This is a genomic window from Bacillus sp. VT 712 (genome assembly GCF_001614195.1).
GTDB classification, from domain to species: Bacteria; Bacillota; Bacilli; order Bacillales; family Bacillaceae_H; genus Priestia; species Priestia flexa.
In genome coordinates this window covers 38,956-54,053 of record NZ_LWBK01000008.1, presented here as the reverse complement: position 1 = coordinate 54,053, position 15,098 = coordinate 38,956, and the positions used below count along the sequence as shown (strand labels likewise).

12 protein-coding genes are annotated in these 15,098 nt (G+C 33.8%); 5 read left to right on the top strand and 7 right to left on the bottom strand.

Annotated elements, in window-relative coordinates; translation table 11 throughout:
- The first annotated feature begins 98 nt into the window (after nt 1-98).
- The gene (locus tag A2U94_RS21770) at nt 99-611 is read left to right on the top strand and encodes a hypothetical protein (RefSeq protein WP_231882735.1); all 513 of its coding nucleotides are present in this window, start codon (nt 99-101) and stop codon (nt 609-611) included.
- Between the two features lie 114 nt (nt 612-725).
- Here A2U94_RS21770 and A2U94_RS05440 read toward each other — a convergent pair whose 3' ends face one another.
- Nucleotides 726-1,898, bottom strand: a complete 1,173-nt coding sequence (locus tag A2U94_RS05440) for a hypothetical protein (RefSeq protein WP_025907908.1) — start codon at nt 1,896-1,898, stop codon at nt 726-728.
- Nucleotides 1,899-1,992: 94 nt separating this feature from the next.
- The gene (locus A2U94_RS05435) at nt 1,993-2,733 is read right to left on the bottom strand and encodes a hypothetical protein (protein ID WP_025907907.1); all 741 of its coding nucleotides are present in this window, start codon (nt 2,731-2,733) and stop codon (nt 1,993-1,995) included.
- Nucleotides 2,734-2,955: 222 nt separating this feature from the next.
- Here A2U94_RS05435 and A2U94_RS05430 point away from each other — a divergent pair, with 222 nt between their 5' ends.
- The gene (locus A2U94_RS05430) at nt 2,956-3,288 is read left to right on the top strand and encodes a helix-turn-helix domain-containing protein (RefSeq protein WP_025907906.1); all 333 of its coding nucleotides are present in this window, start codon (nt 2,956-2,958) and stop codon (nt 3,286-3,288) included.
- A gap of 42 nt (nt 3,289-3,330) precedes the next feature.
- On the opposite strand, the gene A2U94_RS05425 is transcribed toward A2U94_RS05430, so the two are convergent.
- From A2U94_RS05425 to A2U94_RS05410, 4 genes are all read right to left on the bottom strand, one after another.
- Complete coding sequence (locus A2U94_RS05425) at nt 3,331-3,840, bottom strand: JAB domain-containing protein (RefSeq protein WP_062954437.1); 510 nt, start codon at nt 3,838-3,840, stop codon at nt 3,331-3,333.
- A gap of 1 nt (nt 3,841) precedes the next feature.
- Nucleotides 3,842-5,479 (bottom strand): recombinase family protein, encoded by a 1,638-nt coding sequence (locus A2U94_RS05420; protein ID WP_025907904.1) that lies wholly within the window; start codon nt 5,477-5,479, stop codon nt 3,842-3,844.
- A 279-nt stretch (nt 5,480-5,758) separates the two neighbouring features.
- Complete coding sequence (locus tag A2U94_RS05415) at nt 5,759-7,435, bottom strand: DNA primase family protein (RefSeq protein ID WP_062954436.1); 1,677 nt, start codon at nt 7,433-7,435, stop codon at nt 5,759-5,761.
- A 137-nt stretch (nt 7,436-7,572) separates the two neighbouring features.
- Nucleotides 7,573-8,883: a hypothetical protein gene (locus A2U94_RS05410; RefSeq protein ID WP_062954435.1), complete on the bottom strand. Its 1,311-nt coding sequence runs from the start codon at nt 8,881-8,883 to the stop codon at nt 7,573-7,575.
- A 167-nt stretch (nt 8,884-9,050) separates the two neighbouring features.
- Between A2U94_RS05410 and A2U94_RS05405 the strand changes: the two genes are divergently transcribed.
- The 3 genes from A2U94_RS05405 to A2U94_RS05395 all read left to right on the top strand — a co-directional run bounded on the left by A2U94_RS05405 (nt 9,051) and on the right by A2U94_RS05395 (nt 14,333).
- Nucleotides 9,051-9,245, top strand: coding sequence for a helix-turn-helix domain-containing protein (locus tag A2U94_RS05405; RefSeq protein WP_025907901.1), 195 nt, complete (start codon nt 9,051-9,053; stop codon nt 9,243-9,245).
- Nucleotides 9,246-9,631: 386 nt separating this feature from the next.
- Nucleotides 9,632-11,554, top strand: coding sequence for a DNA methyltransferase (locus tag A2U94_RS05400; RefSeq protein WP_035319959.1), 1,923 nt, complete (start codon nt 9,632-9,634; stop codon nt 11,552-11,554).
- Nucleotide 11,555: 1 nt separating this feature from the next.
- Nucleotides 11,556-14,333, top strand: coding sequence for a DEAD/DEAH box helicase family protein (locus tag A2U94_RS05395; protein ID WP_062954434.1), 2,778 nt, complete (start codon nt 11,556-11,558; stop codon nt 14,331-14,333).
- A 213-nt stretch (nt 14,334-14,546) separates the two neighbouring features.
- On the opposite strand, the gene rlmH is transcribed toward A2U94_RS05395, so the two are convergent.
- Nucleotides 14,547-15,026: a 23S rRNA (pseudouridine(1915)-N(3))-methyltransferase RlmH gene (gene rlmH / locus A2U94_RS05390; protein WP_025907898.1), complete on the bottom strand. Its 480-nt coding sequence runs from the start codon at nt 15,024-15,026 to the stop codon at nt 14,547-14,549.
- Between the last annotated feature and the right edge of the window lie 72 nt (nt 15,027-15,098).

The window sequence follows — 15,098 nt, the reverse complement described above, 5'->3', positions numbered from 1 at the left end:
TATCCAATAAACAAAAGTTTGATGAAACTATTAACTCACTAACTAAAACCTCAATTGAAACCATAAAAATACTAAAAAAAGAACTGGAAGAAACTGATTTGAAGTTAGAGGAAACACTAGCACTTCAGAATAGATATTTAGAAGCTTTTGAACAAAATCTTTTTCCTGTTACGGTTTTGCAAGAACGATTACAGAAAGTGGCTATTGAAAAGAGTGAAATTGAACAAAAGAGGAATAAGTTAATAACGAAAATAAGTAAATCTGATACAAAAGTTATCCCTCCTGAGTTGGTACATCTTCTATTAGAAAAATTTGTAGAAGTTTATAAGTCCTCTACTAGAGATAAACAAAAGCAATTGCTACAGCTGTTGGTTAAACAGATCACTGTTGGACGAACAAATGATCATCTACGTCAAATTGATAAAGTTGAACTTGAATTTGATTTTACGGAAGTTAACCTTTCAAATACGTTTACAGTTATCCACATGCTCTATTTAGAAACAGAAAAAGAAGGCTTATCAACACCTCCTATCCCTGCTTCTAATGGCAAATATTCGCCCTATCTTCAACTTTTTTTGCCTCTATTTGTGGTACGGTTCACCGTAACGTAAATACCTGCAAACCTAAATTTTCGACAAAATTTATAGAACCATTAATCATACCTGATCCTAATTAAAAAGTGAAATATTTACAATGTGGATGGAAAAATATTATACTATAAACTTTTACTTTCCATAGATCCATTGATTTGAATCTTTAATTATCCTTGTTTCAATAACTGGTGCCTGATCAAGAAAAGTCCGTTGATCATAATATATGCTATATCGACTACCATTTAAGGAATTGCTAATATATTGCTGACTATTCAGATAGTTACCGACCATTTTACCATATACATCAATATAGCTTCCCTCAATTAATTTGGTTCCAGTAGGAAAAAGAATTATTGCCTCGTCTCCGATATACTCACCATCATTTTGAGCCGTTGATAATGAAAGTATTGTTTTTCCGCTAATCTCTTGGATGTTATATACTCTTCCAAAAAAGTGGATATTCCCCCCTTTGTAATCATCTGGTGATTTTTTTAAATCTCTGTAGGCTATATCCTTGCATTGGTTAACATACTGATTCCTCTTTATTATCCCAATATTCTTTTGGGCTTCTTTATACAACTCAGAATCTTTACTGACCTTCTTTAATTGATTCATTGCTTTTTGAGCTTGACCATTTTTCATTAATGCAACGCCAGTATTAAAGTGTTCTTCATTTTTATGTCTTTTTTCTTCCTCAGTTTTCTTTTTATTCTCCTCATTAATTTTTTCTTTGACCTGATTCAATAACTTAATTGCATCTTGAGAAGAACTATCAATTTTTAAAGCACTATCTATATCCTGTTTAGCTAATGTAAATTCAGATTTCCCTATATGAGCCTCTGCACTTGTGATCAAATCATTTACTTTTTTTATATCCACTTTTGAATTGTCTGTTACTGCCTCTTTTTGAAGCTTTGTGTCAACCAACTCTACACCCTTAGATTCTGAAGATTTCCCTAAAAAGTAAAATAGAGCTATGAAGCATAAACCAATTACACTAATAGATTTTAGATATACACCTATTCTTCCATTCCATCCTTTCAATACATTAATTATCTCTTGATCAATAATCTTATCAAGCTTTCGTCCATCAACTGTTAGCTCTTTACCACTTAATTCCGCATATACCTTATCCCTTAGACTTTTTAAAAGCTCATGTTTTTGGAAGGTTCCATTCTTTAGGTATCTTATTGTGTTTGGTTGTTTCTTAATAATATTTCTAATCCTTTTTCTAAGTGTACCCTTACTTCTTAATAAAATATAAATAATAATGATAAATGCTATTAAAAATAAAAAACTACTCAATATTTTTTCCTCCTATCTATATTTATGGATTTTTAAATCCATAAAAAACCCAAAAATAAATTTAATACACTATCCAATTTGGACTAAATAGCCATTAAATGAATTTATAAATAAGATATATTACTATTGCTGCTATAACTATTAATCCTACACACCCTGAAGCTGCTTCAGATGAACCTTGTTGGCTTGAGCCTGAAGAAGCAGCTACTTGCCTACTTGAATTTTGATCATAATGGTATGATCTTGGGACAATACTTGCCGTAGACGGGTTCCGTCTAAAATAATCATCACTCAATCCTCTTACACTTGGTGACAATTGATTACGAATAACCAATTCTATTTCACTTTCATCCTTTTTTCGGTATTCTGCTTCTTCCCAATATTCCCTCACTATACAATAATCAATTGCATATTCTCGTGCATCACGTTCAATGTGGCAATTAAAATATTCTCGTGCAGAACTAATCGTTATATTAAAGTATATGTCGGGAATATAGATATACTGAAAAGCATGTCTCATTTCATGTGCCAGCATTGAAATCAAATAAAAATGGTCAATTATCTCAATATGATTTTTGTCAGGATGATAAAACCCTCCAAAACCACCTTTTAGTTCATATTCCCTTGGATATATTGTTATAGTTGGGTAGGCTTTAAGGTTTTGAGCAATAATATCGTAATTTTCATAAAGTGTTTTTTTAGTGAAATGATCTAAATGACCTACAATTTTTATCTTTGATTGACCACTTCCCTTTTTATTTAATCCATTTAAACTGTTATATCTAAAATATTTGTTATCCCTTGATTGTTGGCAATCAATAAAAAGGTTAGTCACATCTATTCCCCTTTCTACACCACACCGATCATTTCTAAATACCTAGTAAACTCATAAATTACAGTAATTCATATAAATAAAAAGTACCAAGATAACTAAATTATACCATTATTCGACATATTATTGATAAAAAAATAACGCATATAGAGAATGTAAATAACGCTAACAGTTCGTTAATTAACCCTCTTTCTTTTACTAAAGTTTAAATAGGAGGGTGGTTGCATGGACTATAAGAAACTTGGTAGTAGAATTCGTGAAGAAAGACTAAAACTTAACTTAACTCAAGAAATACTAGCCGAGGATATAAATGTTTCAGTTTCATATATGGGACAAATAGAGAGGGGAGAACGTAGCCTTTCATTAGACACCTTAGTTAAATTAGCCCATAGGCTAGGCGTAACAATTGACTACCTTCTCCAGGATTCATTAAAAACTAACAAAGAAAATTCAATTAATCAATTTGCAAGCTTGATTGATAATCGTTCTGAAAAACAAATACATATGGCTTTGGACATGATAAAAGTACTATTCTCTCACTTGGACAATATTGACTAGTATCTTTTCTACCAACATACCTTCCAGAATCCACAGTATTACCTACAGGTATCCTTTTTCTTTTAATGAAATAAATCTATCCGAGCACACAACAAGATGGTCTAACACCTCTATTCCTATTATTTTCCCTGCCTCAGCCAGCCTTTTTGTCACCTCTATGTCTTCACGACTTGGCGTGGGATCATTACTAGGATGATTATGTGCAACAATAATTGATGCTGAATTTGATAGTATAGCGGGCTTCAGTACCTCCCGAGGATGGACTATACTAGCATTTAAACTCCCTACATGACAGACATTTATTGCTGTTGGTTGATTTTTGGTATCCAAGCATACGACAAGGAAATATTCTCGATCTGCGTCTATCAGGAATTGAGTTAAAAGCTTATATGCATCATCTGGTGACTTGATATTCCTTTCAGGGTAAAGAAAGCTGTTTTCCTTTATAAGTTTGAGACTCACGATATTTACCCTTTTTGCGGGTTGTTTTAATGCCTTTCCTTCTTTCAATAACTCCAATTGCTCATTTTTTTGCAATGTGTAATTTGCCATTTTAAACGCCCCTTTTTAGATTTATTTGATTAAAGTTTATTTCTAAAGAAATATTAAAAGAGGATGAGTCAATTGCTGACTCATCCTCTTCATTAACTAAATATCGTTTTGTCTTTTGATCAAAATTAAGAATTATAGACTTTACGGTTCGATCTGGGTTCACTTTTATTTTTTCAACTATCAGATTTAACACTAGCTTCCTTTTTTCCACACTGGCTTCCTTTAGAATATTATTAAATTTAGACATTAATTTTTCTATAACCGTATAATCAATCGGATCAGATGTGCTTTTGTTAAGCTGCCTTTGTATATTTTCCTTTTTAAGCAACTCTGTATCAATTTTTTGAGCGGTTTCTTTTAATCTTTCCGCTAAGTCTTGTTTGCTAATAATCCCCTCCTCGTATAATTCAAACAACTTGGATTTCTTTATTTCTAGTGTTCTCAGCTCTTTCTCGATATGGGCTAAATGATCTTCTAATGGCTTTATTATTTCCTTACTCTTCTTATTTATATTAATTACCAGATCCTCCAAAATTGAGTTATCATACAGAACCTCATTAATCTTATTGAAGACAACTTCCTCAATATAATCTTTCCGTATGCTATTAGAGTGGCAGGCTGCAATGCCTTTATTTCGCCAGTCCCCACAAAAGTAATATTTATGGACATTGTATGTTCCATCCTTACGTTTTTTCTTTGTTACGCCCGCAACCATAGATGCCCCACATTCAGGGCATTTTAAAAGACCTGTTAAAGGATAAGAGCCGCTAAAATTCCTTATTGGCTTTTGTGATCTTTCCTTATAAATCTTTTGAACTTTATTCCACAGATTTATATCTATGATTGATTCGTGTTCACCATCTACTATTATTGGATTTGAATTTTTACCTTTCCTTCTTTTTTCATTCCAATTCTGCATGCGGTTGTATCTTATTTTCCCAATATATATGGGGTTTTGTAGGATTTCCTTTATTGTTGCAATCGCAAACATGTTCCCTTTCTTAGTTTTATACCCTAACTGATTAATATGGTTTACCAAGCTTCTTAAGCCTCTTCCACTTGCATAGAGTTCAAATATCATACGCACAATTTCTGCCTCTTCCTCGATAATCTCAAGCTTTGTTTTCTCCTTATCTTGTCCAAATTTTACGGAGCGGTAGCCTAGCACTATACCGCCATTCCATTTGCCCATCTTTGCTCTTTGTTTCATTCCCATTTTAACGTTTTCAACGATTGTTTCCCTTTCAAACTCTCCAACAGAAGCTAATAAATTCATCATCAGTTTCCCAGTAGGAGTTGAGGTATCAAATGCCTCAGAACAGCTTTTGAAATCAACATTAAATTTATCTAGTTTGTCAACAATCTTTAACAAGTCTAGGTGATTCCTAGCAAGACGATTCGTCTTCCAAACCCAGACCTCTTCAAATTCTCCTGTTTCAGCATCTTTTAGTAATCTTTTTAGAGCCTCCCGCTTCTCAATAGATTTTCCGCTAATTCCTCTATCAATATACTTATTTACAACTTGCCTATTTTCTAGCTCACATTTCCTTTGAACCGTATCAATTTGTGCATCTATTGAATAACCTTCTTCAGCCTGTTCTGCTGTTGACACCCTAGCATAAATTACAACCTTTTTCATTTTTATTTTCTCTCCTCATTATCTGATTTAATATAATCCAATAATAGTTCCGATATTATATTAATAAGGTTTTCATACTCATATATCTCCATGCTGTCCATTATTGCTTCAACCTCTCATATATAATATATAAACGATCTTCCCGATTTTACTTTCCCCCGTAGCTACTTGTAGCTTGCTAGTAGTAAGAAATTTAATTACTTGCTACAGCCAAAGCATTAGAATATCAGCACTTTAAAGTGCTTTGTAGCAAATGTAGCAGCTTTTTGCATTTTTCCTTTATCTATCTTCTTTTAAAGCAATTCCTATATATCCTTCTAGCGGAATAGAGCCTTTAAATCTGAATTTCTTTTTTTCAAATGACATGGAATTCAACTGATTAAAAAATTCAGTTTTATTTAAAGCGATTAAGCAGTTACTCACGCAATACTTACTGTAAGCACCATATAAATCCTTTTTATGAACACGAAAATCTTTATTGTGCCGATTAATATCACAACAGGATTCTATAAATGAGAAAGCTGTATTTACATCCTGTATATATTGATTTTTAAATTCCAAAGATTCATCACAGCTTGTAAAAATAAAGTTATTACTGATTAACCTTCTTAGTCCTTTTATAGCCCAAGAAACAATATAGTCTTTTTCTTCAAGCATTTTTTCCTTTAGATTAAGATCCCTTTGGTCCTCTGGGATTGAGTTATTGAACATAACAAAAATTATTCGATCAAAAAAAGCAGATGTACTATCCAGCCGTTTTAACAACGGCATATGATTTCCTGCAAAAATCAGCTTACTTCGGTTCTTAAATACAAAAGGATCTTTTCCTTTTCTTTCAGCAATTAAGTCATCGTTACCAGTTAATGATTTAATGGTATTTAGACCTTTCAATTCCCCTTCATTTAATTCACCAGAGATGTTTAGCTTTGCTTCAAATAAATTTGCCGTCATAAAGCGATCGCCAAGTTTATGAAGAGGTATTGCCGATGTATATTCACTACCAATTATCTCTTTCAGAATATCCAATAAGGTGGATTTCCCAGTATGTGGTTTACCTATAAAAACAAAAAACTTTTTAGCATTAGAATAGTTGCTAAATGCGTAACCACATATTTCTTGAAGTAATTTAATTTTGTTGGTATCTCCCTCTGTGCACTGGTCAATGAATTTTCTAAATACCTTGCCTTTCTTTTCTTTAATATTTGGGTCGTAATTGGCGTTAATAAAACTTTTAAAATTAAATTTCGCTGAGTGATCATATAATTCTTCACTGATTACGCATAAAACCTGATTTTTAAAATTTACGAAATCATCATGTTGGTCAAAGCTGTTACTGTCAATTTGTAATGATCTAGTCCCTTTAATTCGATCAATTACGTCATCTACCTTGTATTTATTGAGCTGCATTTCAATCCGTTCATTCCAACCATCCCTTATTAGGACTTTTAATTCATTGCTTGTAAGCTTTTTAAAATAGCCCATTTTCGACTTATAGATGTAAACATCATCATTGTGTACCCTAAACTGGTGCCTTTCTAAAAGACTTTTATACACTTGATATTCAATATTATTCTTATAAACTTCATCATAGTTACCATGGTTCCCCTTCGGATGATCTTGATCTTTACTTGATCTATTAGTATCCCTATTTTGAATCGCCTGTAATTGTTTTACCTTTTTTGACTCTTTATCTTCCCGAAATATCTCCTTATCCAAGAACGACATATTTTCCTTAAATAAGTCATTAATATTTGGTTTCTTTTTTACCTCTTTAGCGGGAAAGTGTCTAATCTTTATGTCACTTTCTTCCTCGTCCGATGCCATTTCTTTGAAACTAATTAGTGCAGAACCATCTATCCCATCAACATCCAGCAATGAAAAATGACTATCCATCAAATCTGTTATTGATTCATGCCCATAATCCTTCTGATTTTGTTTATTCTTTTTCTTTGCCATCCTCGTCTCCCTCCTTGCTACCAGAATAAACCCGATAAATACACTGGAGTGCGGGTCAATTTTCAAATATGCTAGTGAAACCCTTGATAACATTAAAAAACCGTTACTCCCAGAAATGGAAGTAACGGTTTAATTTTTTATTTATTTTTTCTTATGCTTCTCCACTTTGAGGTGATTTTATTTTGCATTTCAACCAGATTCCCCTCTAGGATAGCCAACATATCATGGTTTGAGAGTGATTCATATTGATTAAAGGTATCTATCGTCTCATATAGATCTGTTTTAAATTGATCCATTGCTTCACTTTTTATCCCTTGAATACTGGCAACTCGGGTATACAGGTTTCCAAACAATTTTGTATTTTTAACTTGTATAGGCTCAAATGCTTCGACTAGCTTATTAAGGTTATAACCCTTGTGATTTTTTAATAATTCGATGACAAATACATTCCTTTTGAGTTTTTTTATTTTATCATCGGCTGGAAATTTTCTAATCTCGTTAATAGCCGCAATGCCTAGGTTATTATCGTTTATAATCAAATGTTGTCTTATGAACTCTTTTATTAGGATTGGATATAGAACAGAAAGTATATTAATTCTGTGCAACAATAGATTGAATTCAAATTTTTTATATGTGAACAAGACTTCTTTTTCGATTAAATTCTTTAATATGTATAGCTTTAGATCAATATTTCCAATAATAGACAGGGAAGAAAGTGTATTAAAATAATAATCCTTCTTCTCTTCATTATCAAAAGCGATTAGATTTTCCTCTATGCATGTGTATAGACTGAAAATAAATAATAAATTTGCTGATTCCTCAAAACGCCCAAGATCGTATGTATAATTTATGTTATTTGCTTTGCCCAACTGGTGTAAAAAAAACAGTGTATTATTTTTAAATTTATCAATGTCTTTTACTACGTTCAATTTATCCGCAGACTTATTAAACGGCTGCTGATGTCGCTTCAATATATCCTTGTAAACATCAAAGTAAGTTCCTTCCTTTGGTATATATTCAAAGTGCTTACTTTTAATTATGCTTATAGTTTGAATGAATTGAATTATTTTTTCCTTTTCTTTAGCTTCGGCTATTGGGTCACTTTTATCATTTAACAAATATCCAAAGCTCTCATAAAAAGACTCAGAAGAAATACAGTACTTTTCGTCTAATATGTCCCCTAGAGTTAAACCATTCACCTTCTCTTCATCGAAACTTTCCAATATATCAAGATCTTCACTTGTAAAGGTGCAACACTCCTTATACACTTCATACAGCGCATAATCCAATATATGTTCTCGAATCACCTTTTCCTCTAATTCCAGTTCCTCACAAAATGAACTGAAATCCTGTCCAAATTCGATTGCTTCGTAATTTTTTTCCTTTACAACCTGATTAATATCTCCTTTAAAGCCTAGTTGGTCAAAAAGATTTTGAAATGCTTCCATTAATAGTTTAGCTCCTTTTTCATTCCGTTAAGACTGATTATATAAAAAAATAATAAGGTTTTGAGTATTTTTTTATTTAACTTAAAATGCACTAATAATGAAAGATAACCACTGATAACGCTACTTAAACAACAATATTATAAAATAACCATTAGGAGGTCACTGTTGTGATAAATTCAGAAAATGACATATTAGATGTGGAAGAAGTCATGGAGATCTTATATATTGGCAGAAATTATGCATATAAACTACTTAATAGCGGAGAGTTAAAAGCTTTTAGAGTGGGGCGGAAATGGAGGATACCAAGAAAATCGTTAGAAGAATTTATAATTAATAGATGCAGCGGATCTCACTTAGAATGAACTAAGTGAGATTTTTTTTGTGTTCCTCTATGTTCCTACCTCTCATGAGGATTGCCTATCGGCATAGGCATCAATATTATAATATATATTTATCATCATGAATTATTCGTAAGAATTATTGATTTATCTACCACTATTCCATTAATTTGTGGAGCTTTTTAATTTAGCTCATTCAAAACCATAAGAAAACTAATTTCCAATTGGATCATTAAGGAGCGTGGGGACCTTTCTCGCGCTTCTGGTGTAGAATGTCGCCAAGATTGTCGCCAAAATACTCTCACCGAATGTTTGTCGGCGGGAGTTTTTTCTTTCTGTGGTTTCCCTATATGGGAGATTGGTTTCAATGATATAATTAGGAAAGAAAAATTATAAAGAGGATGAATAAAATGGCAAAGATAGAACCAAAGATTTTTGATGAGTTAAAAAAGGCGTTATCTTCTTTTGCTGAAAAATACTTTGTTGGGGAAGAATTGAACCGCTCAAAACTCACGGATGATTTAAGGAATTATGATGAAGCACTTCTTAGCAAGTTATTTGAAGTGGAATTTATCAAGCAACATTTTATCAAGGAAGTTGCAGGACAGAAGTTATTTCAAATAGAACAACTTGAGGAAGCAATTCTCTACAATGATTACTGGGATACAAGTTACACCAAGTATGAAAATCGTGTCGGCTTAGCTTCGAAAGGGAAGTTCTTACAGGACAGTCAAGACGTGGTGTTAGATTTTCCATTCAAAGATGGTGTGCTTACTGCTTCCATGACAAAGGAAGATAGAGAAGAAAGCTATGATGATGCCTTCTTAAATGAGACAATTGAAAAAGATGAAATCGACAGATTATGTGATAAGAAAATTTTGACGAATGTAAAACGATTCGGGAAAACTCAAGCAGAACAGCACAGCACAAAGGAAGATTATAGGTTTGTTACTTTTGATAAGAAGAAAGACAATTTGATTATTAAAGGAAATAACCTGTTAGCACTACATACTTTGAAAAATGTTTATTTTGAAAAAGTGAAATTAATCTACCTTGATCCACCATACAATACTGGAAATGATGGGTTTGGTTATAACGATAAATTTAACCATTCTACGTGGCTTACTTTCATGAAAAATAGGCTTGAAATAGCATGGCAACTACTTTCTCCAGAAGGTAGTATCTGGGTTACGTTGGACGATAAAGAGGCACCTTATGCGAGAGTGTTAATGGATGATATTTTCGGCGCAAAAAATTATCGTACTGCTATTACGTGGAGGCACTCAGATAACAGCAATAATAACGCACTAGTTTTTTCTGAAGATTACAATACAATTCTAGTTTATTCAAAGGAAGTTTCATGGAAGCCGAATTTCCTAAACGATATGGAAAAGCGGAAACACTTCAAAAATCCAGATAATGACCCACGAGGACCTTGGTTTGATGGAAATCCTGTAAATAATCCGGGACTAAGGGTTAACTTGCAATTTGATATTACAACTCCAAATGGTAATATCATTAAACACCCTCAAAACGGGTGGCGATGGTCAAAAGAGACAATGGACGAAAAATTCAGTACAGGAGAATTGCGTTTTTCAAATGACCAAACAAGGGTTATCCGGCGAACGTATTTGAATGAGATGAAGGGACTACCACCTTCAAACCTATGGATAAATCTTAATCAAACAGGGCATACTCGTGCAGCCAAATATGAGCAGAAAAAGCTATTCCCAGAACTGCCGACAACCTCACTGTTCTCTACACCGAAGCCTGAACTATTACTGAAATACATTTTGGAATTAACAACCGAAGAAAACGATTTAGTATTGGATTTCTATATGGGTTCCGCTACAACTCAAGCAGTTGCTTTGAAAATGAATCGTCGTTTCATTGGTATTGAGCAGATGGACTACATCAATACTGTATCTGTTCCAAGGTTGCAAAAAGTGATTGATGGGGAACAAGGCGGGATCTCAAAAGACCTTGATTGGCAAGGTGGCGGTTCATTTGTCTATGCTGAACTGTTCCCTAAAAATATGGGCTACCTTCAAGATATTATCCACTCAAACACTACTGAGGAGCTTAAATCAGTTTATGGTCGAATGCTACAAGGAACTGATACCGATGAACCTGCGGATATTTCTTTCCGTGCAGATTTATCTAAAATTGATTGGGCTGAAGGATTTGATGCGAATAAACGTCTATTAGTTAAGTTACTTGATAAGAATGGACTTTATTATAACTACTCGGAAATTGAAGATACGAATGTCCGTGATTTAGTTTCTGATGAAGATTACGCCTTCAATAAAGCGTTCTATGAAGGCGGTGAGTAAAATGGCAAGAGCAAAGAAAACTCCTGTTAATGTTCGCCGATTCCCATTAGTTGAACAGGCAATGAAAGCAGAACAAAACTTATTTAGTCAACATCAAGGGTATGTTATTCCAGAGTATATCAATAAAAACTTACTCCATACGTTACGTTATTATCAAGATGAAGCAATACGTAACTATCACTATACGCAAACCCAAATTAATCCAAGTCCTCAACACGTTCTGTTTAACATGGCGACTGGTTCAGGGAAAACTGATTTGATGGCGGGTCTAATTCTCTACCTTTATCAGGAACATAAGTATCAGAATTTCTTGTTTACGGTAAATACAAATTCCGTCCTGATGAAAACGAAGGATAATTTGGTAAAAGAAAATAGTGAGAAGTATCTTTTTCAAGAAAAAATTGAGATTGACGGACGACGTATCCAGATTCGACAAGTTGAGCGTTTTCCGCGTGTTCGCCAAGATAATATCATTTATATCAAACTTGCATCCGTTCAAAAGGTTTCAGATGATTTGTTTGTCTTGAAAGAAAACACAATGGGGATATCCGATTATGAAAATCATCCTGTCGTTATATTAGCTGATGAAGCCCATCACTATTCCGCAAGTACAAAGTCTGAAAAAGAAGCTGAGAATACTTGGGAATCTTCTATCAATAAGATTCTTAGGGCTAGAAATGATAAGGAACAAAAGAATCTCTTGTTAGAGTTCACGGCAACGGTGGATTTCGATAATGAGGCAATTTACAATAAATATCGTGATAAAGTAGTTTATCGTTATCCATTAAACAAATTTATGTTTGATGGTTATTCAAAGCAGGTTAAGCGTATTGAAACATCCGCAAGTGATGAAGATAAAATGCTGAACGTGGTTTTACTCTCACAATTTCGAAAATATCGTGCCTATGCTGAGGGAGTCACGGGATCGTTCAAGCCAGTGATTATGTTCAAATCACCAAAAGTTGCAATCTCACTTGAAGCAACAAAAGTCTTTAATGACCTCATTGCCAATCTAAACGTAAGTGATTTATTGTCATTCATCCAACGTCAGAAACTATTGGACAGTAATGAAAGCTCTGCGCTGGAATTAGCTTATAACTACTACTTACAAAATGAAGCGGATTTAGCAAAGATTGTTCGTGAGATTAAACAAGACTTTGATCCACGAAATATTTTGAATGCTAATGATACTAGTGGAAATATGCTTGAAAAAGGACAATATGAAGCTTTGAACACGCTTGAAAGCCCAAATAACCTCTATCGAGTGGTCTTTGCTGTGGCGAAACTGACAGAGGGATGGGATGTACTCAATCTGTATGATATTGTTCGTATCGAAAAAGAAGCAGGTACTAACAAGAACGCTACAATGGTTGAAGCTCAACTTATTGGACGTGGTGCAAGGTATTATCCATTTGAAATTGATGGTGAGAAAAGCTATCAGCGGAGATATGACAATGATTCCTCAAATAAGAAATTATTTTTAGAAACTCTCCACTACCATACAATGAATGAACCTCAATACTTGAAACAACTTGTAGGCTCTTTGAAACAAATGGATTTACCAACGGGACAAGATAAGAAAAATCCGCCTATCGAAATTAAAGTTAAACCTTCCTTCAAGAAAACAGATATCTACAAATCAGGGAAAATCTATTATAACGAAGCGGAGGATGTATCGGATGAATGGTTCGATTCTATCGAAAAATATGGCATTAACCATAAGGCAGATATTTCTCGAAGCTTGAACTATGGTAGTCGGGAAGTCTCTTATAAGGCAACTGTCGAAAGTATCGAAACAAAGACAATCGGAGTTGAAAAATTTGATGTTCGTTACATTAAGAAAGCCATTCAACGCCTGGAGTTCTATCAGTTTGATAATTTAAAAAAGTATCTACCGCTTCTAACTTCTATGAAAGAATTTATCTATGGAGAAAAATGGTTAAATGCAGGGAATCTGAAGCTTTTCTTGACTGTCCCGAAAGAATACAAAGCATCAGATATTTCCCCAAATGAGATTTTGAAAGTAACTATCGACTTATTGAAAGAATATGAAGTGAAATTCAAATCTGGTTATATCAAACAACGGGGAACAAACAAATTTATCGGCTATCCGATTAGAGAATATCTGACAAATTACAACAAACGTGTTCCAGAGTATGACACAGCAAATCTCTTGAATGTAGCAACACAAAAAGTTGCTGCTTATGAAATGGATGATGAATTTTACGTTTACGAAAAAGCAATCGTCAATAAGCTAGAGTATGAATTAATTGAGCGGATTAAAGCCCATGTAGACGAGTTAAAACAAAAATATAACAAGGGTGTCTACCTATTCCGAATGGATGAGAATATGCACCGTGAGTCAGCCAAAAGTGAAAAAGTTAAACTGCACCAATATGGCTCACGGATCAACCGTGCAGGTGAAACAGTAGACATGCACTTACAAGGTTTTCAACCTGACTTTATTTTATTCCTTGAGGGTAGTGAGTTTTATTTCCAAATATTCATTGAACCAAAAGGAATGAGCGGTGACAGGTTTGTCAGTGAGTTATGGAAACAAGACTTGCTATTGTATATGACCGACCATCAAGCAGAAATGGAATTTGAAGATGATTCAAAGAATGTCCGAATTAGTGGGCTTAAATTTTATACTAAGGGTGACGGTCAAAAAACTATGGCTCAACTTGCGGAAATTACTCAAGTGCAGGAAGTATCTGTTTCCTCCCCAGCTCAAGAATTATTAGAGTTATCTAGTGGTATGCTTCTAGGCGGAGAATAAGAGATATTGATTGGTCTGTTTCTGTTCGAGAAGTGGATAAGCTATTGTTTAAAAAATTTTTGCTATCTGATGAAGAAACCACTCATATTGAAAGAAGAATTAAGACAAAGTAGTTGTAGAGAAGATTAAGAAGCACGCCATATTGGCGTGCTTCTTATGTGTTTTGTCACCATCATGCACCTTTTTTATATTTTACGGTGGGATGGTTTGCAGTTACTTATGATACGGTTCACCACGATTAATCCGAAACGCACGGTAAATCTGTTCAACTAATACCAAACGCATAAGCTGATGCGGAAACGTCATCTTTGAAAAAGAGAGCGTAGCGTTTGCTCTTTTCATCACTTCATCGCTGAGTCCAAGTGATCCTCCGATAACAAAGGCTACCTTGCTTTTTCCGTATGTAGCAAGTGAGTCTAAATCTTTTGCAAGCTCTTCAGATGAGCGCTGCTTACCATTAATGGCTAAAGCAATGACGTGTACATCTTGACCAATCTTACTTAATATCCGCTCTCCCTCTTTTTGCTTCACCTGAACCATTTCCGAATCACTTAAGTTTTCAGGTGCTTTTTCGTCCGAAAGTTCAATAATCTCAATTTTGGCATACGGAGCTAATCGTTTTAAGTATTCATCAATACCTTGCTTTAAGTATTTCTCTTTTAATTTTCCGATTGATACAATTGAAATATTCAAAATAATCTCCCTTGTAAATTATCCACAGATTTTATCCACATATCCACAAGACATATACACAATCTGTGTTTT

Bases quoted from the DNA above. Each gene is read 5' to 3' on its own strand.
- A2U94_RS05430 (WP_025907906.1), top strand. From the start codon at position 2,956: ATGGACTATAAGAAACTTGGTAGTAGAATTCGTGAAGAAAGACTAAAA.
- A2U94_RS05410 (WP_062954435.1), bottom strand. From the start codon at position 8,883: ATGGAAGCATTTCAAAATCTTTTTGACCAACTAGGCTTTAAAGGAGAT.
- A2U94_RS05425 (WP_062954437.1), bottom strand. From the start codon at position 3,840: ATGGCAAATTACACATTGCAAAAAAATGAGCAATTGGAGTTATTGAAA.
- A2U94_RS05395 (WP_062954434.1), top strand. From the start codon at position 11,556: ATGGCAAGAGCAAAGAAAACTCCTGTTAATGTTCGCCGATTCCCATTA.
- A2U94_RS05400 (WP_035319959.1), top strand. From the start codon at position 9,632: ATGGCAAAGATAGAACCAAAGATTTTTGATGAGTTAAAAAAGGCGTTA.
- A2U94_RS05420 (WP_025907904.1), bottom strand. From the start codon at position 5,479: ATGAAAAAGGTTGTAATTTATGCTAGGGTGTCAACAGCAGAACAGGCT.
- A2U94_RS05415 (WP_062954436.1), bottom strand. From the start codon at position 7,435: ATGGCAAAGAAAAAGAATAAACAAAATCAGAAGGATTATGGGCATGAA.